Source organism: Citrobacter portucalensis (genome assembly GCF_002042885.1).
GTDB lineage: Bacteria > Pseudomonadota > Gammaproteobacteria > Enterobacterales > Enterobacteriaceae > Citrobacter > Citrobacter portucalensis.
Genome location: NZ_MVFY01000007.1, coordinates 220001 through 241497, shown reverse-complemented (window position 1 = coordinate 241497; position 21497 = coordinate 220001). Strand labels below are relative to the sequence as shown.

Genomic DNA, 21497 nt, shown 5'->3' with positions numbered 1-21497 from the left:
TAATCCTATTTATTAAACCTGTAAACAAAGAAGTGCAGGTTGGCGGTGTTTTTAAGATTATACCTCTTTGCTATAGCGAGTGTACTTCTCAAAAAGTTTTTATAACTTACGCCTGATTTTTTTGCAGCCAAGAAAATACTCTCTGAAAGTTTTAGTGATTGAATTGTTTTAACTTCACATTGGCTCATTCCTTTGAAGTCCTTGAAGAATTCAATTTTTTCAATTACATTACTCACCGATTTTAGTTTAGCTATCGTTATAAGGTGTCGCCATTTGTTTAAATCATCATACACAGATAAATCAATTTGAGATGAGATAACCTTAGAGATCCATAACCCGCGAGAGATCAAAATCGTTCGAATTTCATCCTCTTTGGAAAAGTGATATAGGGTGTCATTCAGTTCTCCAAGCGAGTTAAATGAATCGACATCAATGAAACATATTCTATTTTCACAACAAATTTGTTTCATTAAAGCGAAAATAGACTGACGAAGAAAAGTATCATGCGTGATGACCATGAATGTTTGCCTATCCATCATGAGTAAATCCTGATAATGCCCTTCATGATGTTCTCAAAATTAATTGACAGAACCTTCACGAAGAGCCTCGTTACTGGGAGGGTTTGAGACGAAAATAATAATACAACAACACCTTACCCAGGAATCTATAGAAGTAATGTCATGTCATATAGGTAGATATTCTGATAAAGCAATAGAAGAAATGGTTTTATAAAATATCTAACTGCAAAATGCGTATGCGTGATAGAGCACAATGTCAAAACGTGAAATATCAGCTAAAATAGAGAGGAACAATCATATGCAGATGAATACACATATGCTTTACCAAATTTACAACGAAGTAACATTCAGAACTGATGATGGTGTCCTTGCCAGTCTTTCATCACCCGAAAATTCGGTTGTACTTTCCATCACGGCGAATCGTATTTTTTCGTTCCTGCTTGAGCAACGAGGTAAGGTCGTTTCCCGTGAGGATCTTTTAGTTAATGTTTGGGATAAGAATGGGTTTCAGGCCTCGAATAACTCTCTGAGCCAGTACATTTCATTTATACGAAGAGGACTCCACGATCTCGGCTGTAATCAGGAAGTCATTCAGACTATACCCCGGGTGGGCTTCTTGGTTCCTGATGACTCTATATCTATCAGAGAGACTGATAACTACCGTGAAATCAATTCATTAAATGTTAAGGCATCGGTGCAAATAAAAAAAACGCAAGTATCGGCAAAAATCTGGATTTTGGTAATGACTTTGTTGCTGAGTTCACTGGTTATAGCCTTTTACCCATTACAAAATGGTGCTTCTGATATGATTTCAGCTATAAAGACTTGGAAACTCGGTAAGATTGATCAGTGCCCTGTGTATACTTTTTATAACAACTCCCCAGAAATGATGTCCGTCAAACTCGAAAAAGCCAGATTGTTAACAAACACTTACCTTCCGTGCATTCAGGGTGCGACCTACTTCTTCCAGCCTGACGATCTATACACCTACGGTGAAAAAGGACGCGTATTTTTGTCCCGCTGCACCTGGAATAACAAAGAACAAACTAAATTTGCAGGTTGCAAGGATATCTATATCCATGAAAATTAATAAGAAAAAAACACTGATAAGCGTCTCAGCAATTGCGTTTATTTCAGCAATTGCTGTTCGCGCGACAGGAATCGCTGACTGGGCACCCAATAATGGGATAAGCATCAACTGTGTATCGACGATCTCGATGCCAGAATTACCTCATGGGGTGAAATTCAATGGCAGTGTATACGTTCAGATTTATAAAGACGGATCCGGTGAGGTTGATTTTTCTGGTGTCGTTACGGAAACAGGAGAGCATGGCGTTGGGAAAAGTAGCGTCCAGCGTACCATTGCGTTTGAATACGTGATGCTAGATTCTGGCACCGTAAGGCTTTCTGAAGCACGACTGAGAAAGAAATCAGCTGACACAATGCCTGATGATTTTTTTACTAAAGCCATCTACGATAGCTCTGAACCAGAGAAACGAATGCATGTATCAAAACTTCAAAATGCATATTTGATAGGCAACATTTTTTCACCATCACTTTTATGTGTCAGTAAATCCTAATACCTTCAACGCCGCCACGCATATGCCCCAATATAGCCTCAGCTACCTCGTTTGGACATTGCAAACGAGATAGCCCTGTCCGTACAGTACGGCACAGATCATGGGACGTCCAATGAGGTATATCAAGCATTTGACCACTTTCATGTAAACGCAATGAGTTTTCAGTTAGATACTTCTGTTGGATTGGCTTCTTAGTAGCCTATGAAGGGAATAGTTTGTAGGGTCTGAATTTATTTGAGAACGGGAACATGACACTCAGCTATGCCATGCTAAATAAGTACGCCAGTAAGTACGCGGGAGAGAAAACAGTAAGATTATATGCAAATAATAAACTGTAACCTATTGATTTAAATGGCACGATAATAGGAGTCGAACCTACGACCTTCGCATTACGAAAGCGAGCCAACTCCATAATGAGTACATATTGACCCTGACCCCTTCGTGAAGCACACCGCCCTACATTTTCTCCAGAATTAAACACGCTTCACGATTAAGCGTAATGAACTCCTGCCAGCTATATTGCTGTTGGTAGTTAAGCTGATACTGCTTTTCTACCTGGCAAATAAGCGGACGTGTTTCATAAATCGCGCACAGCTTTGTCTCCATCTGATAGTGACGACAAATGCCGTCACCGCGATCAAGAAACTGCGTTTCACTGGCGCGATCGACGTGGCGACAACAAGCGCCACACTGGTTACAGGGAAACGCGGGCGTGAGCGTCATAGCTTACTTAACCAGCTACGTACAGAGCGGGTATTCCCTGCTTCAAACGGTAGCGCAATATTTCGGCGCTCAACCTCTGCACGCAGCAACAAACCACGCTCAATTTCACTGTTCACCGCGTTAAGATGCAGCGAGAAACGCGATAACGCTGACGTATCAATAGCAAACTCTAACGCCGAAAGCTCCAGTAGATAACGATCGAGTTCAGCATTCACCTGTTGATAATACTCTAGTGCTTTCTGATACTTATCTTTAAACGTATCCAGAAACGCCCAGACCTTTTTCATCAATGCGCTGTGTTCCAGGAAGTAGTTCATTACCAGCGTCAGAATACCTGTCGCCAGCGCACCGCAGAAAGCGGCCAGTTCCGGACCAAAAGGAAAGACGAGCATCTTGGCTAAAGCTTCGTTAACCACCACACCAGCAGCCACGGCCACACCCGCAGCCACCAGCTTGCTTACCGCTTTAGCGAGCTGCCCCGGCGCTAAGCCTTCAGGGTTAAAGACCATAACTTTAAAGGCCTGTACCAAATTGTTCCACATCTCACGAATCAGGCGCACCATCATCTTCTTAGTCGTAAAGAAGATATTGAAGAGCGTCGTCGTAATGCTGGAGAGCACGCCACCGATGGCTCCGTCTTTAAAGGACGTCAGGAAAGTGCTGAATTTACCCTGCACTCGCTGCCAGACTGCGCGTAATGCCTCCGCCGCATCTTGCAGGAAGTCTCCGGCATCGAATGAATGACGATGCTTCTCAAACATCACGGGAATACGCGCGCGGAACTCAAACCAGGTCTCTGCCAGAATCAGTCCCAACATCTGCCGCGTTCCCATGCGAAACGCATTGTTCATTGTGGCGGTGGCGACATTCTTCGCAAACTTACTGCTGGTATAATATTCCTGATTGATCGTACTGTTGTATTTTGCCCGCGCCTTTTTGTCGGCCTCTTTCATCCGTTCAAAATCGGCGGCGGCTTTATTTTCCAGCTTATTCAGCTGTTTTTGCTCTTGCTCGGAAAGCATTGGTTGGCTGCGTAAACGGGCAATTTCCTGCGTGGTCACAGCATGCTGTTCTTGTAGCGTTTGCACGAAGGCATCCATCGTTTTCGCCTTCTTCGCCTTATTCAGCGACTCATTCGTGAAGGTCAGATTTGATGAATCATTAGCCAGATCGGCACCATCGCATTCGGCAAGGATACGCCCTGGATCGTTGTGAATTTCATGGGCGGCAATAATATGGTCGAGGTTCTTTTTATCATTAGCCGCAAATTTCTCACCGGTGTAGGTATCGGTCAACGTACCGGCCTCGTGCGCCTTTTTTCCCGCCCGGTTGGTGGCAATGTAGTTTTCGTGGCTATGGTAATGATGAGAATCATACCCTTCACGTTGCTCGTACCGTTGACGCTCGGCGTCGGTGGCATACACTCCCTCGCGAGCGTTATGAATGGTATTCACATCGCCGCCGTGTTTATCCTCCAGCAAGAGAAAATCCAACCCAAAAGAGGTGGTCAGACTCTTAACCACCGTCTGATGTAACTCTTCACCCCAGTCAAACCTGGCTGTGTTCATTGTGCTCGCCCATAGCAATGCCGGGCAGATTCGCCCGGCGCGTCGATTAAATACGAGAAGAAAATGCGTCAAACTCAGAAGCAGAAACCGCCAGTTTTTCGTCCAGAATCTCTTTGTTCAGCAGGTTCATACCGTTGCTGTCGGTCTGCAGTTGGATCACGCCATCTTCGATAACAGCTTCACCGTTTTCCTGCGTCACCGGCTTGAACAGCGGCGTGGTGATCACGTCGGTCATGATGGCGGCTAATTCATAACCATGGTCGATAATAGCCATGATCTCTTCCGACTCACTAATCTCAGTGGTTATATTCTTCTCATGACGCTCAACAATGATGGCATGCATCGCTTTCAGCGGTTCAAAGTAGTGTTGAACAAAGACGCCATGCATACGGGTTATTGATTCATAAATGCTATTTACATACTGCTGCACCTTCGTCAGCTGCGCTTCAGCCGCATTCATTTTTTCCACCGCAGCTGTCACTTCACGGGAGCTTTGATAAGCATTGTTAAGCGCCTTTTCGGCATGGCTATCGTAAGCCCAGCCTGCGATAGCAATCAACGGAGCCACTACCGCGCCGCCAAGTACCATCGCACCGCCCGCCATTCCCCAGCCGCCTGCGGCCAGAGAACCGCCGCCAATAGCCGCCATTGTGGCGTTATACGCCGCCGCACCAGACAGGGCGGCAATCGGCGTACCGGTAGACGCTGCGGCAAATGCCATCACACCGCTGTACACGGCAAAACCAGCGGCAGCACCGGACACCCCGGCACCGACGACCGTCGTCAGGTATTCCGTAGCGGAAATCGCCAGACTCTGAATTTTATTGATGTTGTGCTGCGGTACCTTCAGACGAAGATCTTTATGCCCATCCTTAGCCATACGCGCCAACAGATCGTCGGCAATCGTTTTAAATTCATTGAAATCTTTACCGATCTTCAGTTCTTTTTCACCCAGCTCGGCCAGTTTTTTCGACGTTGTTTCATTCGCCAGATCAAAGCTCTCTTTATGCTTATCAAAGCGACGCTGCGCGCGATCTAAAACATCGTCGGCTTCTGATTTTTTCTGGTAGCCATCATAAGCTTTTTTGCCACCAAACGCCGTTGCCGCTGCCGCGACGCCCAGAATAATGAAAGGTAATGCCATAAATAAAAATCTCCTGTGCAATAAGTCGTTGTTACCCGCTACACATCACATTCCAGAACAGGAACAGAGTCGCGATCGCCAGTGATGTAGTTATGCAGTATGTTGATGACCGTTTTTTTCAACCATTCCGGTTCCAGAATTTCTATATTCGGTAACCAGAATAGAATTAATGGAATAATTTGATTCTGATGTGCTGCCTTGCAAAGCAAAGTCACGCCATCATTCTCTTCACGCACTAATTCTTGCTGAGGCAGTAAATCTCGTCTTGCGAAGTAGCCAGCAATGCTGTGTTTAATACGCACCCGCACCTCAAACGTCTCTTCACTTACCCAAGGATCGCGATGCTCATCAATTAATGACAGTGTGGGGGTATCGACCGTAAAATGCTCTTTCCGGATATCCAACCATCGAATTTTACTTAACGAAAAAGACTTTAGCTTTCCGTCCTCGGTCGCCAGCAGATACCAAATATTTTTCTGGTTAACTAATTTATAAGGGTGAACGGTGCGCGTTTTGTCTTTATATAAAATATGACAGACACTGTTTTTCTGAATCGCTTTTTCTAATAAGTTAAAATACTTTCGCAAATCATTTCTGACTGAATGTTCAGGGCGACCAAGCTGAACTCTAACATGCTGTTCTACCGCTCGTTTTTCTAAGCTAAGCCAAAAATCCTCATCTCTATCAGGAAAAACCGCGTCGGCGTCCAGCAGCTTTGCCAGTGGGTCATGAAGGGCATAGGCGCTATTATTCTGCGCGCGAATCGGTATTAATCGATACTCTCCTCCACCACACCCCTCAATAAAGGAGGAAAGCATATTAAGATCACGATAGACCGTTCGTTCAGTGATATTAAATTTCTTCATCAACTGATAGCGATTCACAACGCCACAAGTTTGCAGCTCTATTAGGATATCGACTAAACGTTCTGCTGAGCAACTCCTTGCTGAATCAGCCATAAGCACCTACTTTTCTGTTTTCCTGACATGAATTATATATAAAATGCTGACATATCCTGTCAGTGTATCGGCACGCTGATCATTTTTTTTAGAGAAATCGACAATTTATTTGAGCATTAGTCGCATTGGACAATTTTTAGGGACAAAAAGCGCTCCTCATCAGGAGTAAATGCCAGAGACATGGCGGCCAAAAGACCACCTGCATACATCCTCATCAAACTGGCTAACGGCTATCTCTTCCACTAAGCCAAATTCAACGTTGAGTTTGCAAAGGTGGATTGTCAGGAGAGTTTCTTAATGATGGCCAGTATCGTGGTATGAACGCCGGTATTTGGTTTCTTCACGCTGAGTAAAAAAACATCATCTGCAGAAGGATGTGGACGCGCTGGCAGCTGTTAGTGCTGCTGACTGAGTCGTTGAAACACGAGCTAATTCGTTGTACAACCGGGCTTACCCATTGATTTCATAGTGACAAGGGGCTAATTTGTATCTCATTAAACATGATTATGACCCTCATTAAAGCCAGACTATGAACATCAGCGAAAAAACATATCATCAATTGAAGGCCAAAATCATCGCCAATGAGTTGGTGGGGGCTATCTCAGAAAATGAGCTATGTCAGGAACTTAATGTCAGCCGTACGCCGCTGCGCGAAGCTTTGTTTCGCCTGATGACTGAAGGCTGGATTGAGCCTTCCAAAAATAAAACGAAAACCATTAAACCCATTACGCTCAGTGAAATACGTGATATTTTCCAGATCCGAAAAGACATTGAAATTATGGTATTGAATTTGTCATGGGAGAACCAGGACCCGCAACGCTACCAGACAATTAAAGATAAAATTGAAGTCGGTTTTCATGATTCGAATGTGTCTTTATTACTCGAAGCTGATAACGAGCTACATGAACAAATGCTATCCGATTGCCACAACGCTATTGTGACTAAAACGCTGACCTTCATGTATGACCGGTTACGCATGCTGCGTTCAGACAAAATGAAAAATGATTCAATTATTGATTCATCCAAAGAACATTTGAAAATTTGCGCCGGTATTATTGCCCGCGATATAGAACAAACCCGTGAAGCCATTGCCCATCACGTCAACAACTCCTACAACCGCCTGTTCTCCAGCTTTAAATAGGCTATGCATATAACATGACCGGTATTTCTACCGGTCATGTGGAAAGTTAAAAATTAGTAGAGTTGTCGGTACAACGCCTTAATCTCTTCAATACAAGTATCTCGAGGGTTTCCACCTGTACAGACGTCCGCCATTGCCGCAGCTGCCAGAGCATCGATATCTTCATATTTCATGCCGATATCGCGCAGTCGGGCGGGAATATTTACGTCGCGGTTAAGCTGTGCCACGGCTTCAACGGCCGCCTGACGCGCCTCTTCGATCGGCATCACCATGGCCTGAGTATTGCCCAAAGCCTGTGCAATTTGGCGATATTTGTCTCCTGTAAACTCGGCGTTGTATGCCATGATATGCGGCAATAGCACTGCATTGGCGACGCCGTGTGGCGTACCATAGAATGCACCCAGAGGATGGGCCATCCCATGCACCAGGCCCAATCCGACATTAGAAAAGCCCATCCCGGCAATATACTGCCCCACCGCCATGCCTTCAGCGTCATGGGCGACTCCCTGTATCGAACCGCGTAGCGAACGCCCTATCATCTCAATCGCCTTTAAATGAAGCGTATCGGTTAATTCCCATGCCCCTTTCGTAATATATCCTTCGATTGCATGAGTCAGCGCGTCAACACCGGTTGCCGCTTTTAAACTGGGCGGCATGCTGGCCATCATGTCAGCATCAATAATGGCAACGACCGGAATAGCATGAGGATCATAGCAAACGAACTTACGTCGGTTCTCTACATCGGTAATCACATAGTTAATAGTCACCTCAGCTGCCGTACCCGCGGTCGTTGGAATGGCAATCATCGGTACAGCGGCATTTTTAGTGTCAGCCCCACCTTCGAGGCTGCGGACATCGGCAAACTCAGGGTTGTTAATGATTATCCCTACCGCTTTGCACGTATCCTGCGGTGAACCGCCACCAATAGCGACCAGGTAATCTGCCCCCGCCTGACGAAATGCCTCAACACCTTGCTGCACGACGTCAATCGTAGGGTTAGGTATGACCTTATCAAAAATTTGGTAAGGCAACCCTGCGCTATCAAGAATATCAAGTACCTTGGTCGCTACATTAAACTGGATAAGATCGTGGTCAGTAACTACCAGCGCTTTTTTAAAACCTCGCTTTTTAACTTCATCAACGATAGCGTTAATTGAACCCACGCCAAAATATGAGGTTTCATTTAATATCATTCTATAAGACATATTCTATACCTTATAACAGAGAGATATAACAGCAATACAGCATTGCCGTGGCATAATGTGTGCTGTTATTGATTTTTGATTATTGGATACTGAACATTATGTCAATCTGTTGCGATTCCTGACGAGTTAGTTCCCCCGCAAAGCTTCTTGATTTCTCTCCAGAATACTGAAACTTATGAGCCACCGCGGTTTTAATTGTAGTAACAAAATCATTACCAATATTATAAATAGCAGAAAGTCGGCTTATCTCACGCTGTATGCCAGTAAGCTGGGTAAGATCATTTTCATCCCAGGCTTTAATTGCCTGCACAAAAAGTTCGGGACAAATATTATTTAATCCTGAAATAACTCCCGCGCCACCCGCCAGGAGATTTGGGATAAGATATTCATCATAACCGGACAGAACAACAAAATCGTCTCTAACGGACGCGACTGACTGAATAATTGCGCGAGTATGAGAGAGACAATCAACAGTATCTTTAACACCCACAAAATTGGGAAATTCTGCCGCTAATTGCGCTACCAGTACCGCGTCCAGATCGCATCCAGTTCGGGCAGGAAAGTTGTATGCGAACCATTTTCCATTCAGGCGCTGCCCCAGATCGCGGTAGTATGCCAATAGTTGGGCCGGCGTTTGTTGAAAATAGTAGTGAGGTAGAATCATCACTGCTTGATACCCGCAATGCCAGGCCTCTTCTGCCAGACGTATCATATCCGCCATACAGGTAGCTGAGATATTTGCCACCAGCGGCAGCGATGACATTTTCCGTGCCTCACGGATAAGCATCAGTCGTTCATCCAGCGTTAATGCGGTGAACTCCCCAATACTTCCCATTAGCAATACGACATGAGTCCCAGCCTCTTCCAAACGTCGCAAATGCTGCTGCAGTGCCGATAAATCAATATTTCCTTGTTGATCAAAAGGCGTAATTGATGGGCACCATGCACCGTGAAATTGAGCATGATTTTCAGACATAATATATTCCTGAGAAAATAAAAATTGTTTTATTCAATGACATGGTAAACAACAGTATCAGCCTGTATTTTCTGCCAGTCCCACTGAATACCCAAACCAGGTTCTTCTGGTGGGAAAGCATATCCCTCGCGAATATTCACCTTATTCAGAGTAACACTATCGAGCTGTGGAATATATTCCAACCAACGGCTATTAGTAATGGCGCAACATAATGATATATGCAATTCCATCAAGAAATGCGGACAGACAATTTTATTAAAGCATTCCGCCATATGTGCAACTTTAAGCCATGGTGTAATACCACCAATACGAGCCACATCAACCTGAATAATATCTGCGGCATTATTCTGTAAATACTCTTTGAAGTGCTGGATAGAATAAATGGACTCACCCACCGCGACAGGAATGGTGGTTGACTCACACAATTTTTGATGAGAATCAACATCATGTGCCAGAAACGGCTCTTCAATCCATGAAAGATTAATATGCTCCAACAACGCTGCTCGCTGTTTGGCTTCCGAGAATTTAAACGCCTGGTTGCAATCAGTCATGATCACGTACTCATCACCCACCGCTTCACGTACAGCAGTCAAACGCTCGATATCACGCACCGGACTTTCAGAACCAATTTTGATTTTAGAACCGCAGAATCCCTGCGCCTTAACAGCCAGCGCATCATCAACTAATTCCTGAGTGCTTAAATGCAGCCAGCCCCCTTCGGTGGTGTATAACTTCATGCGCGACTTCGCACCACCTGCGACTTTATACAGCGGCAAATTCATGCGCTTACACTTCAAATCCCATAATGCGGTATCAATGGCTGCCAATGCCAGAGACGTAATGGCGCCAACCGAGGTCGCATGAGTTGAGAACAGCAATGATTCCCAGATGCCCTCAATCATCGTCGCATCCTGACCAATCAATTTCGGTAACAGGTGATCTCGTAACAGCGCAACCACAGATGAGCCGCCGGTGCCAATTGTGTAGGTATAGCCCTCACCAATTTCTCCACTCGATGTTGTTAAACGAATAATCGGCGTCTCTTGTGAGACAAAAGACTGAATCGCATCGACACGTTTTACTTTAGGTTTCAAATCAACCATAAAGATTTCGGCTTTAACTATTTTCATTACATCCTCAATATCTGTTAATTTTTTCGCAAAGTTACAAATGATGCTTACTGAATACCAATGCTGGCCAGTTCATCCCACAATTCCTGCGGAATATCCCAGTTAGCCCAGGCAAAATTAGTCAACGCTTGTTCTACGGATTGAACGCCGCAGGTTACGGTGACCACATTTTGGTTTCTTAATGGGAATTGCAGCGCCGCAGCACCAATCGGCACGGCATGTTTTGCACATAGCGCTTCTATCGCATTTACTTTTTCAATAACCTGCGCTGGCGCGGAACCGTATTCATACAACGCCTTCGATTTATCTTTCGCGACTAAAACTCCGGTAGCGAAAGGTGCAGCAACAGCCACCGAAACATTGTTGCTTTCACATTTGGCAAAGAACGCCTGGCGGTCTGTTTCCAGCAGGTTGTAGCGGTTGGCGAGCATTAAGATATCCGGGGCAGCGTTATCCATCACCTCCATCAGGATTGCCTCTTCATTCGCGCCTGCGCCCCAGGCTTTGATATCACCATTGCGCTTTAGCTCTTCTAAAGCCTTCTGCCCTGACTCGCAGAAGGTTTTAAAATGTTGGCGTTCCAGTTCCGTATTGCCGTAGGTATAAGTGCCGAGATCGTGTACATAGAGAATGTCGATATAACGGGTTCCCAGCCGCTGGATAGAGTTTTCGTATGAGCGCATGATGCCCTCATAGGAGTAATCAGCCTGTCGGTTAAAAGGGTTCTCATCATAAAAAAATTCCCCTGCTTCAAGGCCTGGCTCTTGTTTCCGGGATTGCAGCAGGCGACCAACCTTGGTGGACAAAACATATTCGCTACGCTCCAGTCCACGTAATCCCAGACCTAAACGCAACTCAGAAAGTCCGCTGCCATAATGTGGTGCTGTATCAAAGTAGCGCCAGCCAACCTGAATGGCCTTATCAACAATGTCCATGGCTTCGTTATTGCTCAGCGTTCTGAATAAATTAGCCAGGCTGGCTGCGCCGAAGGTTAAAGAAGGTACACTAAGCCCTACACTTTTAATTGTATTCTGAGTGATCATAATATTCCCCTGATGTTTATCAGTATTCTTAGTCAACTTTGTTAGCAGTTAATGAGGCCGCGGTCGTTGATTTATTATTAATATTAAAAATCAACTTCAGCACATAAATAATAATCCCAGTCACTACGATAGAAAAAAGACACAAGAGTGCAGGATTCATTCCTTTTAACAGCTCGAACATTTTGTAGAAGATATAAGATATAGCGTGTGAGCCACCATCAATTGATGAGGCCATCATCTCTTTTGGCACATTCAGTTGCGCCTTTTCGGCCAAAGCCTGCGACACAACCGCGAGATCCGAACCAAACCACAGGATCCCACACACGATGACAATGCCATTAATTAATCCGCGGAACATGTTTCCGTTGCATGCAACCGTGCCAAAGACAACAAATATCGGCAGATAAGGAATATCGGCGAATGGCATCATGGTATTAAAAGGCAAAATAGTACTAATCAGGATCGTGAGTGGCACCATCAAAATACCTACAGACAATACCGCAGGATTTTTAAAAGCAATTTCACCGCTGATACCAAAATAAAGTGACTTTGTTGGAAAACGTTTCTTTACCCATTCAGAAGCAATTTCAGTAATCGGTACCAGACCACTGACCAGCACTCCCGCCATCGTCGGTAATAACACCATGACCGCAGCAAAATTCATTCCACTCTTAATAATATCGCTGAACGGTAGCGCACCAAGCATACCGATGATCACCCCAAGAATGGCCCCCATCGCTAACGGACTACCAAAAAACCCTAGTTTGGCTTCAATTTTGCTGAGATTAAGGTCAATTTTGTTAATCAACGGAATGCGATCAATTACACGGTCCATTAAAAATGCCAGCGGGGCCCATGCGACGATCTCCGCCTGAGTAATGGTCACGTTTGGCGTGTCACAGAATTTCTGCACATGTGGGGCAATGTAATCGGCGATTTTTAGCGTAATAATAAATGTGATCCAACTAGCAAAGATTCCCATCCAAAATGAACCCGTCACCTGTTCAACGATGATTCCGGCAAATACAAAGTGCCAGTAATTCCAAAAATCAACGTTAAGGGTTTTGGTGGTATTGGTTGAAATCATCAACAAATTAGTGGCAAAACATAACGCATAAACAATCGGTAGAGAAAGCGCAGCCAGACTGAAGGCGCTAATTAACGGCCAGCCCAGATCCAATACTTCATAATGAAGATTGAGGTTTTTTACCATCGCTTCTGTCGAACTGCTGAGTGATGTCACCATAAAACCGATCAGCAACGAAAGACCGAGAAAACCAATACCTACCGTCATTGCATTTTTCGCCGCATCGGCAAGTTTCGCGCCAAATAGCACGGCAAATAAAAACATAATCATTGGAATGACCACTGCCGGGCCAAATCCGAGGATATATTGAACGACTTCCATAAGTGCCCCCCTGTTACTTTAATGAGTAAACCTTCTCTGCCACGCGATAAAAAAAGTTATCGCTGGAAAGAGCCTGGTGAGATTGCAGGTAGTTCAGATAAAGCCCTAAAGTGTCGGCGTACGGTAACGCCAGTAGAGAAACAGGCCAGTCAGATCCATACATCACTCGCTCATCACCAAATGCCGCAAAAACCGAGCTAAAATAAGGTTCAAGCTCCTGGCTCGCCTGCTCAGGTCCCGTCCAGCGGGCATAATCTGCTTCCGTGACCAGGCCTGATAGTTTGCAAAAAACATTGCTGTAAGCCTCACCAATCAACATTAACTGTTCACGCCAGCGGGTAATTTCTCCGTCGCGAACTGCGGGTTTTGCCGCATGTTCGATAACAAAGGTCACTTCCGGACAAGCAGAGATAAGCTGGCTTGCCGCCTTCAGCTGTTGGTGCGTAACCAGCAGTTCATACACCAGCCCCTGCTCTCCAACGCAACGTACCCCCTGGATAAATTGCGGGGTCACTAAATGGCTCTCAGGCAAGCCCTGAGACATATAGCGGATCCCTTTCAGATAGCGGGATTTTCTCTGCAGTCTCTGCAAATCCTCTGCGATCCCAGCCCCGCGGTTTATATCCACCCATCCCACAACACCTTTTACTTCATCGTGATGCTCAGCTATTTCCAGCAGCCATTCGGTCTCCTCAATTGAAGGGATGGCTTGTACTAAAATGGCGCCTTCGATGTGGTTTTCAGCCAATACGGCCTGCAAATCGTCAATAAGAAAATCACGGCGAATTGCCGCCAGATCGTCTGTGATCCAGGCAAAATGTTCTCCCTGGCAATGCCAAACATGGTTATGGGTATCAATCACTTTCATGCTCAATCTCCTGTATTTTAATTGTATACAATGAGAATACAATAAAAGTCTGTGGTTAAAAGGCAACCACGGAATGCACTATCTGAGTACGGGATCACAATTTTCACGGTTTATCTGTAGGCTAAAAAAGGGACGTAAAAGCCTATAACCGCCGTAGAATCCGATGTCACTGGCTGAACTATTGCATGTGGTTAATGTGGTGGACGCTTGTACGTCCCGCTGAAATTACAGAAGCAGAATGAGCAGAGAAGAGCTATGGATGGGTAAGTACGAACTAAAATCTAAACGTTTCGTAAGTTACGATGTATTGATACGTTAACATTAATAAATAACGGTTATTTTATTGAAACCCTAAATTACGACGAAAGTTTAATACACGCCCCAACTTTGAGCCTTGCGCGCTAAACAGTGACTTAACAGTCCCCCCACGTTTCAGTTTTGTAACATCCACCAGAAAATTAGCGATACCCCCACATAATTCACACATCCCTCCGGTTGATGAAACGAAGCAGTTAGGTTAATCATATTGAGGCGCGCGGAAGCCAGGGGCTGTCTACCCGCACGGTATCCCGGTGATCGAGCCCCTGGATAAGATGCAGCGCGCTAAGACGACCGATTTCATAGTGCGGCAGCTGTACCGTTGATAGCGGCGGCAAAAATAGCTCGCCGGTGCCCACCATATTGTCATAGCCCAGCACAGCGACGTCCTGCGGAATGCGCAGCCCTCGCCCCAGCAAGAGCTGGTAAATAACAAAAGCCACGCGGTCGTTACCGCACACCACCGCATCGAACATCGGGCGCGCGCCGCTCAGGTAATGCCCGGCAATCTCCGCCGCATCAATATGGTGGCGCTCCCCCGGCGGAAGATAGTGGTGGAACATTGCATCAGGGTCGACACCCGCTTCACGACAAGCCCTCTCCATTCCCGCCCGACGGCGATCGGTCGCCACAATTCCTTTCGGCAGGTGGATGCACAGCAGTTGACGATAGCCTGCGGCCAGCAGCGCTTTCACGCCAAGATATTGCCCTTGTTCATCATCGGGAATATAGGTGGGGAAAGGGCCGCTTGTGCTTTCACAGTTCGCCAGCACGCAGCGATACTTATGCAGCTTTTCCGGTACCGGTACCTGGCGCAGCCCCATCGCGGTGTAGATAATACCGTCCGGACGATGCGCCAGCAGCAGATCAACCATTTTCTCTGGCTTGTCATTGCTGAACATATTCACCACAAAGCTATTCCAACCGTGTGCCCGCGCGGTCTCTTCGATAGAGAGCGTTATCTCCACGGAAAATGGCGTAGTCATGGTGTCCAACGCCAGCACCCCAATCGTGTTAGCCGTGGTTTTCGCACCACGAATTTTTTTAGCGGAGAGATCGGAGACATACCCCAGCGCATCTACCGCTTCCATCACCTTTTTATAGGTTTCAGGCCGTAGCCGTTCGGGCTCGTTAATCGCCCGCGATACGGTCATTAACGAGACGTTAGCCCGCTGCGCCACATCCTTTAAAGATGCCATACCCTCTCCTTCGCCGGTGTTCACTTTGCCGGGGTCTAAAAATGCGATCTCGATAACACCTGCAAAATGTTAACGTTAACTTTTGTGATTAACATCGATATTACCATCAAATCTGCGAGAAAACCGAGAATGTTAACGTTATCTTTTGGACAATTCACTTACAGGGACAAGCAAATGACGTCACTACTTTCCAAAGCCAACGAAGCCTTAAGCCAGCAGAAAGACCTTATAAACCCGCGCTGGTATCCACGCTATCACCTGGCGCCACCGGCGGGTTGGATGAATGATCCCAACGGTCTGTCCTGGTTCGATGGTTACTACCATGCGTTCTATCAGCACTATCCGTGGCAGCCGGTCTGGGGACCAATGCACTGGGGCCATGCGCGCAGCCGCGATATGGTGAACTGGGAGCACTTACCCATCGCACTGGCACCAGAAGGGCCGGAAGATAAAGACGGCTGTTTTTCCGGTTCAGCGGTGGTTGAAGGCAATAAGCTGGCTCTGATCTACACCGGACATAAGTTTGACGGCGAGGCGAAAGAGGAAAACCTGTATCAGGTACAGTGCCTGGCCACCAGCACCGACGGGATTCACTTTGAACGCCAGGGTATGATTCTGGATACCCCGCGAGGTGTACACCATTTTCGCGATCCGAAAGTCTGGCAAGAGGGAGACAACTGGTACATGGTGGTGGGCGCCCGGGTCGATGACGTGGGCGAAGTGCAGCTCTATCGCTCGCAAGATCTACAGCACTGGCAGTTTGCCAGCACGCTCGGCAGGGCCGATGACGGCATGGGCTACATGTGGGAGTGCCCAGACCTCTTCCCACTCAACGATAAGCTCGTCTTCATGTTCTCGCCTCAGGGCATCGCCGCAGACGGATACGATTGCCGTAACCTGTTCCAGAGCGGCTATATGGTCGGCGAATGGCAGGATAATCTCCATTTTCACGTCACCCACGCCTTCCAGGAGATGGATCACGGGCATGATTTTTACGCCCCCCAGTCATTTACCACCCCGGATGGGCGCCGCATCGTGATTGGCTGGCTGTCGATGTGGGAATCGCCAATGCCAGAACAAGCCGACGGCTGGGCGGGCATGCTTACCCTCCCCCGCGAGGTGACGCTCGATACCGATCAGCGGCTGCGTATGAACCCGGTGAAAGAGCTGGAATTATTACGCGGTGAGCTTCATGTCTGGCCGGTCAGCGAACTGCACAATCGCACCCTGATGGTAGAGGAGCAGGCGCACGCTATTGAAGTCGAACTGAGCATCGATATCGCCCGCAGCAGTGCTGAAGAATATGGTGTCGCGCTGGGTGATGGACTACGGGTCTACGTCGATGCTCAGGCACAGCGTCTGGTGCTGGATCGCCGCTACCCGCAGCATAGTCTCTCTGGTTATCGCAGCGTGCCGCTGCCAGTTGGTGACCGGCTGGATCTGCGCTTATTTATCGACAGCTCCTCGGTAGAGGTATTTGTCAATCACGGTGAATATACCCTTAGCAGTCGTATTTATCCTGAACCGGACGATCGCCAACTGACCTTATTCAGCCTGAACGGACGCGCCATTTTTAATCAAGGGCATGCCTGGCCGCTCAGCGCCAAATAAACACCCGTCCTACTGCTTTGGGGAAAAATAATGACTATCTGGACGCTCGGAGACGCTGTGGTGGATTTATTGCCGCGCGACAATATGCAGTTTGAAGCCTGCGCGGGAGGCGCTCCCTTCAATGTGGCAATCGGCGTGGCTCGCCTTGGCCGCGCCAGCGGTTTTATTGGCCGTGTGGGCAATGACACTTTTGGTCGCTTTCTGCATCAGACGCTGGAAACAGCGCTGGTGGATACAGGAAGTCTGGAGTTTGATGCACATCAGCACACCAGTACCGTACTGGTTTCACTGGCTCCCAACGGCGAGCGGCAGTTTGAGTTTTTGGTCAATCCGTCTGCCGATCAATTTCTCAGCCCGGCGAGCCTGCCCGACTTTGGCGCCGATATTCTGCACTTCTGCTCGCTGGCGCTGGTTGCCCCTGACTGCCGCGCCACCCTCGCCCAGGCTATGGCCGCATTGCGACAGACCGGCGGCACTCTGAGCTTTGACATCAATCTGCGTCCGCAGATGTGGAGCAACGAGATGCAGATGTTTGACCTTGTCAACGAGTTTGCCCGGCAGAGCGACATTCTGAAGATGTCGGAAGAAGAACTGCTGTGGCTAACGCAGACCAACTGTCTCAGTAGCGCCTGCGAACGTCTGGTTGATTTTCCTGCACGCCTGAAAATCGTCACCCGCGGTGCCGACGGCGCTATCGCTTTCTGGCAAAACAGCAGGCTAACTTTAAGCGGCTATAACGTCGAAAGTATTGATACCACTGGCGCCGGTGATGCCTTTATGGCCGGGTTGCTGGCGGCACTCGCCGAGGAAGGCTGGCCCAAATCGACGTCAACGCTACTTCCACTTATCGAGCAGGCCAGCGCTTGTGGTGCTCTGGCGACCACCCGGCGTGGCGCGCTAAGCGCGTTTCCCGACAACCAACACCTGAGCAGCTTTATTCAGTCACAACCGTCGCTACGGAGGACGATTACCCCGTAATAAAGCGCACTCGTTACGTCGTATCAGAAAGACCTTACAATGACCTGATCTGGATTGGAAAAATCATGAAGATAAATATGCCGTTCAGTAATGACAAATATCGGTACTCGTCCGGGTATCTGCTTTTTTTCTTTGCCGCCTGGTCGTTGTGGTGGTCTTTTTATGCGATATGGCTAAAAAATAAACTTGGCCTGTCCGGAACGGAGCTGGGAATGCTGTATGCCGTAAACCAGTTCTTTAGCATGCTGTTTATGCTGGTCTACGGTTTTCTGCAGGATAAGCTCGGAACCCGTAAACACCTTATCTGGCTGATGGGGATAGTCATCACGCTCAGCGGCCCGTTCCTGATTTATGTTTACGAACCGCTGCTGACCTCCAACTTCAAACTTGGTATGGCGCTGGGAGCCATTTTCTTTGGCCTTGGCTACCTCGCGGGTTGTGGTCTGGTAGAAAGCTTCGTCGAAAAAGTGAGCCGCAAATTCAACTTTGAATTCGGCACCGCCCGCTTGTGGGGATCGCTTGGCTACGCCGCAGGGACATTTGTTGGCGGTATCTTCTTCAGCATCAACCCACACATTAACTTCTGGTGCGTATCGGTAATGGGGGTGTTATTCCTGTTGATTAACGTGTTGTTCAAAACCAACTCACCCGCCCCATCTTCTGTAAAAACGCGTTCTCCTGAACCTGACGCGCTGACCCGAAATGATTTTCTCACTATCTTCAAAGATACGCAGTTCTGGTTTTTCGTCATCTTTGTCGTCGGTACCTGGTCGTTCTATAGCATCTACGATCAGCAGATGTTCCCGGTGTTTTACGCCAGCTTATTTGACGATCCCGAACTGGCACCACGCGTATACGGCTACCTCAACTCGGTACAGGTCTTTATGGAAGCCGTCGGTATGGCGCTGGTTCCATTCCTGATTAACCGCATCGGGCCTAAATCCGCATTGCTGCTGGGTGGCACAATCATGACCTGTCGAATCCTGGGTTCAGCACTGTTCACCGATATCTATATTATCTCCTTGATTAAAATGCTTCATGCGCTGGAAGTCCCACTGTTTGTTATTTCAGTGTTTAAATTCAGCGTAGCAAATTTTGATAAACGCCTGTCATCAACGATATATCTTATTGGCTTCAATATCGCCAGTTCCATTGGCATTATCGTGCTGTCACTGCCTGTCGGTAAGTTGTTTGATAAAGTGGGCTATCAGGAAATCTTCCTGATTATGGCCAGCATTGTGGTAATAACGCTAATATTTGGCTACTTCTCGTTGAGCAAAAAACATCATCAGCAGAAGATGGGAAATGAACTGGTGACAGAGTAGCGAAGTTTAAAATATATCGGACAGGGCCATTGGCCCTGTCGTTTCCCCCAAAAGTAAGTACGAACTGTCGATTTATTCAGGCATGTTCCAGCCAGTTGCGGAATATTTTCGCTCGCAGTATTCCCTGAAAATCAATCAGCCCAGAACAACCAAGCTTCTTGATCAGATTCTGCCTGGCCTGGTAAATCGTTTTCAAATGTAGATTTAACAAGGCGGATATCTCAAAAATAGTTCGACCTTCTCCTAACTGCGTTAGAATATATTTATCTCGCGCAGTCAGCGAAATATTTAGTTCTGACTGATTGTCGTGTATACCGCCAGAACGAGTAATATCAATAATAAATTGTTTGAATGTGGCAACGCTAACATCTATTGGCAGTCTGTAAAGTGATAAATCATTGAGATATCTGTACAGATGACCATCAATCAGCAGTACCAGACGATGCGTTTTCAGATCGTAATTTTGCCTTTTTACCGCCTCAAAGTGATTGGCGGTGAAAAAAACCAGATGCGTCTTATCATCTTCGAAAACAATATCTGCAAGAATATTCTTTAGCCCTTGCCTGATAAAAATATCATCAATCCATAACTCTGCGTTTCCAGTGTGTTCCTGAACGATGTTCATCATTATGGCCTCAATGAAAAATCACAATTGTTCTAGAGAGGGTGCTATGTATAGTCTTAATCAAAAAAATGCTCAGCATGAGTGCTTTCAGCATATAACAAAGGTACTGTACATATTATATTAATATGAAGACTTTTTAGACGTCGTCAGCTGTGTAGCGCAGCACTATTTCCAGGGTTTTTCTGATAACATCTGCCTGGACAACATCAACTGTTGATTCCAGAGAACTAATCAGGCTTAAAATGATGTTTTTATTATTAACATTATCACCTGCCAGAATTACATTTGTTACCGCCTGTCCCAATACCACAGACTCATCTGCTAATAGCTCACCTGCATTATGGAAGTAACTTGATAAAGCTTTATCCGTCATTACACTGTGGACATTAATTTCATGAAGCATGGTAACCTCGCTTGTATAGTCTGGAAGATTATCTTTAATGTAATTTAGGGTTTTTGCTGGCACTGAAAGCACTCTCATCTCTGGTTTTATCCGGTTTTCTACTTATCTTCCCCGGATTAATGTTTGTAAAATCATTGATAACGCTGTCAATTAATTGCTTGCGTGTGCCATCTATTTCACTGGCCTGCATAAGTCGCAATTGCTTAATCACTGCAGCTAACGAAACGTCTGTATGCATTCGCAAAATTTCTAGCACAGCCAAACCTGTAATTTCATGTTTCAGGCGTTCACTATCAGTTTTCTTCATAACTCCTTCACTACTTACCCCTATAAGTAAGGGGTTTATTTTACTCAAAAAGCAGGCCAATTAACGCATTGTAATGTTTCTGTTCTTTCTCCCCGGATGCTTTTTCAAGACGACACAGAAGCTTGGTGCAAAGTGATTTGCGGTTCAGATTTCGTCCATCCTTGAGTATCTCAGTGACGATTTCTCCCAATGTTTCCTGTTGAGTTGGCAGATGCGCCTTCGCAAAGTAACGAGAAATCGCGCTTGCAGTATCAGTGCGAACGGTATGCTGCTGCATGTCATGCTCCTGTAACAAAATGCTGGTGAATATTAAGTTTTATAACAGTAGCAAAGTTGTACCAAAAATGTGTACAACGCGAACCATCAATTTTTGTCAAAAAGTGCTAAATCAATATAATCAGTAATTTAGCCAAATATCAAACTACATAAAATCAAATTCAGTTGTACAATCCACTTCGTTTAACGAAT

The 21497-nt window shown here is 46.4% G+C and carries 22 protein-coding genes, 1 tRNA gene and 1 pseudogene; 6 read left to right on the top strand and 18 right to left on the bottom strand.

The genetic code is table 11. The features are described 5' to 3' along the window. Positions 1-5 precede the first annotated feature (5 nt). Positions 6-539 (bottom strand): hypothetical protein, encoded by a 534-nt coding sequence (locus BZK40_RS13105; protein WP_048216235.1) that lies wholly within the window; start codon positions 537-539, stop codon positions 6-8. A 277-nt stretch (positions 540-816) separates the two neighbouring features. Here BZK40_RS13105 and BZK40_RS13100 point away from each other — a divergent pair, with 277 nt between their 5' ends. Both BZK40_RS13100 and BZK40_RS13095 read left to right on the top strand, forming a co-directional pair. Beyond that, positions 817-1608, top strand: a complete 792-nt coding sequence (locus BZK40_RS13100; RefSeq protein WP_231504598.1) for a winged helix-turn-helix domain-containing protein — start codon at positions 817-819, stop codon at positions 1606-1608. After that, on the top strand, positions 1598-2098 hold the full coding sequence (locus tag BZK40_RS13095; RefSeq protein ID WP_048235251.1) for a FidL-like protein: 501 nt from the start codon (positions 1598-1600) through the stop codon (positions 2096-2098). Before BZK40_RS13100 ends, BZK40_RS13095 begins: the two co-directional genes overlap by 11 nt. On the opposite strand, the pseudogene BZK40_RS25065 reads toward BZK40_RS13095, so the two are convergent. The 6 genes and pseudogenes from BZK40_RS25065 to BZK40_RS13070 form a co-directional block, all read right to left on the bottom strand. Continuing rightward, a pseudogene (locus tag BZK40_RS25065) lies at positions 2097-2297 on the bottom strand (tyrosine-type recombinase/integrase); the annotation flags it as partial. The gene BZK40_RS13095 and the pseudogene BZK40_RS25065 overlap by 2 nt on opposite strands. A 155-nt stretch (positions 2298-2452) precedes the next feature. Then, positions 2453-2554, bottom strand: a tRNA-Thr gene (locus BZK40_RS24640). Further along, positions 2555-2821, bottom strand: a complete 267-nt coding sequence (locus tag BZK40_RS13085; RefSeq protein ID WP_048235250.1) for a YkgJ family cysteine cluster protein — start codon at positions 2819-2821, stop codon at positions 2555-2557. Beyond that, positions 2818-4389, bottom strand: coding sequence for an ATP--cob(I)alamin adenosyltransferase (locus BZK40_RS13080; protein ID WP_048235249.1), 1572 nt, complete (start codon positions 4387-4389; stop codon positions 2818-2820). Before BZK40_RS13080 ends, BZK40_RS13085 begins: the two co-directional genes overlap by 4 nt. A gap of 46 nt (positions 4390-4435) precedes the next feature. Further along, entirely contained in the window at positions 4436-5533 is a 1098-nt protein-coding gene (locus BZK40_RS13075) for a hypothetical protein (RefSeq protein WP_048235248.1), read from the bottom strand. A 38-nt stretch (positions 5534-5571) separates the two neighbouring features. Then, the gene (locus tag BZK40_RS13070; protein WP_079934769.1) at positions 5572-6492 is read right to left on the bottom strand and encodes a helix-turn-helix transcriptional regulator; all 921 of its coding nucleotides are present in this window, start codon (positions 6490-6492) and stop codon (positions 5572-5574) included. Positions 6493-7021: 529 nt separating this feature from the next. On the opposite strand from BZK40_RS13070, the gene BZK40_RS13065 reads away from it, so the two are divergent. Then, positions 7022-7633: a GntR family transcriptional regulator gene (locus BZK40_RS13065; protein ID WP_048216229.1), complete on the top strand. Its 612-nt coding sequence runs from the start codon at positions 7022-7024 to the stop codon at positions 7631-7633. 53 nt (positions 7634-7686) lie between these two features. Here BZK40_RS13065 and fucO read toward each other — a convergent pair whose 3' ends face one another. The 7 genes from fucO to BZK40_RS13030 form a co-directional block, all read right to left on the bottom strand. Continuing rightward, positions 7687-8838: a lactaldehyde reductase gene (gene fucO / locus BZK40_RS13060; protein ID WP_079934768.1), complete on the bottom strand. Its 1152-nt coding sequence runs from the start codon at positions 8836-8838 to the stop codon at positions 7687-7689. Between the two features lie 79 nt (positions 8839-8917). Next, a complete protein-coding gene (locus BZK40_RS13055; RefSeq protein WP_079934767.1) occupies positions 8918-9814 on the bottom strand; it encodes a dihydrodipicolinate synthase family protein in 897 nt (298 codons plus the stop codon). A gap of 29 nt (positions 9815-9843) precedes the next feature. After that, a complete protein-coding gene (locus BZK40_RS13050) occupies positions 9844-10944 on the bottom strand; it encodes a mandelate racemase/muconate lactonizing enzyme family protein (protein WP_048216226.1) in 1101 nt (366 codons plus the stop codon). 47 nt (positions 10945-10991) lie between these two features. Further along, on the bottom strand, positions 10992-11987 hold the full coding sequence (locus BZK40_RS13045) for an aldo/keto reductase (protein ID WP_079934766.1): 996 nt from the start codon (positions 11985-11987) through the stop codon (positions 10992-10994). Positions 11988-12015: 28 nt separating this feature from the next. Continuing rightward, entirely contained in the window at positions 12016-13395 is a 1380-nt protein-coding gene (locus BZK40_RS13040) for a PTS transporter subunit IIC (protein WP_053069329.1), read from the bottom strand. 13 nt (positions 13396-13408) lie between these two features. Then, a complete protein-coding gene (locus BZK40_RS13035; RefSeq protein ID WP_079934765.1) occupies positions 13409-14263 on the bottom strand; it encodes an amidohydrolase family protein in 855 nt (284 codons plus the stop codon). 521 nt (positions 14264-14784) lie between these two features. Next, positions 14785-15780: a LacI family DNA-binding transcriptional regulator gene (locus tag BZK40_RS13030; protein WP_079934764.1), complete on the bottom strand. Its 996-nt coding sequence runs from the start codon at positions 15778-15780 to the stop codon at positions 14785-14787. Between the two features lie 174 nt (positions 15781-15954). Between BZK40_RS13030 and BZK40_RS13025 the strand changes: the two genes are divergently transcribed. The 3 genes from BZK40_RS13025 (at position 15955) to BZK40_RS13015 (ending at position 19694) form a co-directional block, all read left to right on the top strand. Beyond that, a complete protein-coding gene (locus tag BZK40_RS13025; RefSeq protein ID WP_079934763.1) occupies positions 15955-17391 on the top strand; it encodes a glycoside hydrolase family 32 protein in 1437 nt (478 codons plus the stop codon). 30 nt (positions 17392-17421) lie between these two features. Next, entirely contained in the window at positions 17422-18369 is a 948-nt protein-coding gene (locus BZK40_RS13020; protein WP_079934762.1) for a PfkB family carbohydrate kinase, read from the top strand. 65 nt (positions 18370-18434) lie between these two features. Then, positions 18435-19694 carry an MFS transporter gene (locus BZK40_RS13015; RefSeq protein WP_003833490.1) on the top strand — a complete coding sequence of 420 codons (1260 nt, stop codon included), beginning with the start codon at positions 18435-18437 and terminating at the stop codon, positions 19692-19694. A 76-nt stretch (positions 19695-19770) separates the two neighbouring features. Here the strand turns inward: BZK40_RS13015 and BZK40_RS13010 are convergent, their stop codons facing one another. The 4 genes from BZK40_RS13010 to ycgZ all read right to left on the bottom strand — a co-directional run bounded on the left by BZK40_RS13010 (position 19771) and on the right by ycgZ (position 21306). Then, positions 19771-20322, bottom strand: coding sequence for a LuxR C-terminal-related transcriptional regulator (locus tag BZK40_RS13010; RefSeq protein ID WP_071446225.1), 552 nt, complete (start codon positions 20320-20322; stop codon positions 19771-19773). 133 nt (positions 20323-20455) lie between these two features. Beyond that, positions 20456-20722: a biofilm development regulator YmgB/AriR family protein gene (locus BZK40_RS13005; protein WP_008784990.1), complete on the bottom strand. Its 267-nt coding sequence runs from the start codon at positions 20720-20722 to the stop codon at positions 20456-20458. Positions 20723-20756: 34 nt separating this feature from the next. Further along, the gene (locus tag BZK40_RS13000; RefSeq protein ID WP_008784991.1) at positions 20757-21029 is read right to left on the bottom strand and encodes a hypothetical protein; all 273 of its coding nucleotides are present in this window, start codon (positions 21027-21029) and stop codon (positions 20757-20759) included. Positions 21030-21069: 40 nt separating this feature from the next. Further along, positions 21070-21306: a regulatory protein YcgZ gene (gene ycgZ / locus BZK40_RS12995; protein ID WP_003833500.1), complete on the bottom strand. Its 237-nt coding sequence runs from the start codon at positions 21304-21306 to the stop codon at positions 21070-21072. Between the last annotated feature and the right edge of the window lie 191 nt (positions 21307-21497).

What these genes read in the sequence shown, in the direction of transcription:
- BZK40_RS13070 (WP_079934769.1), bottom strand. Translation starts at nt 6,492, where the DNA reads ATGGCTGATTCAGCAAGGAGTTGCTCAGCAGAACGTTTAGTCGATATC.
- BZK40_RS13005 (WP_008784990.1), bottom strand. Translation starts at nt 20,722, where the DNA reads ATGCTTCATGAAATTAATGTCCACAGTGTAATGACGGATAAAGCTTTA.
- BZK40_RS13095 (WP_048235251.1), top strand. Translation starts at nt 1,598, where the DNA reads ATGAAAATTAATAAGAAAAAAACACTGATAAGCGTCTCAGCAATTGCG.
- BZK40_RS13050 (WP_048216226.1), bottom strand. Translation starts at nt 10,944, where the DNA reads ATGAAAATAGTTAAAGCCGAAATCTTTATGGTTGATTTGAAACCTAAA.
- BZK40_RS13000 (WP_008784991.1), bottom strand. Translation starts at nt 21,029, where the DNA reads ATGAAGAAAACTGATAGTGAACGCCTGAAACATGAAATTACAGGTTTG.
- BZK40_RS13075 (WP_048235248.1), bottom strand. Translation starts at nt 5,533, where the DNA reads ATGGCATTACCTTTCATTATTCTGGGCGTCGCGGCAGCGGCAACGGCG.
- BZK40_RS13085 (WP_048235250.1), bottom strand. Translation starts at nt 2,821, where the DNA reads ATGACGCTCACGCCCGCGTTTCCCTGTAACCAGTGTGGCGCTTGTTGT.
- BZK40_RS13100 (WP_231504598.1), top strand. Translation starts at nt 817, where the DNA reads ATGCAGATGAATACACATATGCTTTACCAAATTTACAACGAAGTAACA.
- BZK40_RS13080 (WP_048235249.1), bottom strand. Translation starts at nt 4,389, where the DNA reads ATGAACACAGCCAGGTTTGACTGGGGTGAAGAGTTACATCAGACGGTG.
- BZK40_RS13010 (WP_071446225.1), bottom strand. Translation starts at nt 20,322, where the DNA reads ATGATGAACATCGTTCAGGAACACACTGGAAACGCAGAGTTATGGATT.
- BZK40_RS13035 (WP_079934765.1), bottom strand. Translation starts at nt 14,263, where the DNA reads ATGAAAGTGATTGATACCCATAACCATGTTTGGCATTGCCAGGGAGAA.
- BZK40_RS13020 (WP_079934762.1), top strand. Translation starts at nt 17,422, where the DNA reads ATGACTATCTGGACGCTCGGAGACGCTGTGGTGGATTTATTGCCGCGC.
- BZK40_RS13105 (WP_048216235.1), bottom strand. Translation starts at nt 539, where the DNA reads ATGATGGATAGGCAAACATTCATGGTCATCACGCATGATACTTTTCTT.
- BZK40_RS13015 (WP_003833490.1), top strand. Translation starts at nt 18,435, where the DNA reads ATGAAGATAAATATGCCGTTCAGTAATGACAAATATCGGTACTCGTCC.
- BZK40_RS13030 (WP_079934764.1), bottom strand. Translation starts at nt 15,780, where the DNA reads ATGGCATCTTTAAAGGATGTGGCGCAGCGGGCTAACGTCTCGTTAATG.
- ycgZ (WP_003833500.1), bottom strand. Translation starts at nt 21,306, where the DNA reads ATGCAGCAGCATACCGTTCGCACTGATACTGCAAGCGCGATTTCTCGT.
- BZK40_RS13055 (WP_079934767.1), bottom strand. Translation starts at nt 9,814, where the DNA reads ATGTCTGAAAATCATGCTCAATTTCACGGTGCATGGTGCCCATCAATT.
- BZK40_RS13045 (WP_079934766.1), bottom strand. Translation starts at nt 11,987, where the DNA reads ATGATCACTCAGAATACAATTAAAAGTGTAGGGCTTAGTGTACCTTCT.
- BZK40_RS13065 (WP_048216229.1), top strand. Translation starts at nt 7,022, where the DNA reads ATGAACATCAGCGAAAAAACATATCATCAATTGAAGGCCAAAATCATC.
- fucO (WP_079934768.1), bottom strand. Translation starts at nt 8,838, where the DNA reads ATGTCTTATAGAATGATATTAAATGAAACCTCATATTTTGGCGTGGGT.
- BZK40_RS13040 (WP_053069329.1), bottom strand. Translation starts at nt 13,395, where the DNA reads ATGGAAGTCGTTCAATATATCCTCGGATTTGGCCCGGCAGTGGTCATT.
- BZK40_RS13025 (WP_079934763.1), top strand. Translation starts at nt 15,955, where the DNA reads ATGACGTCACTACTTTCCAAAGCCAACGAAGCCTTAAGCCAGCAGAAA.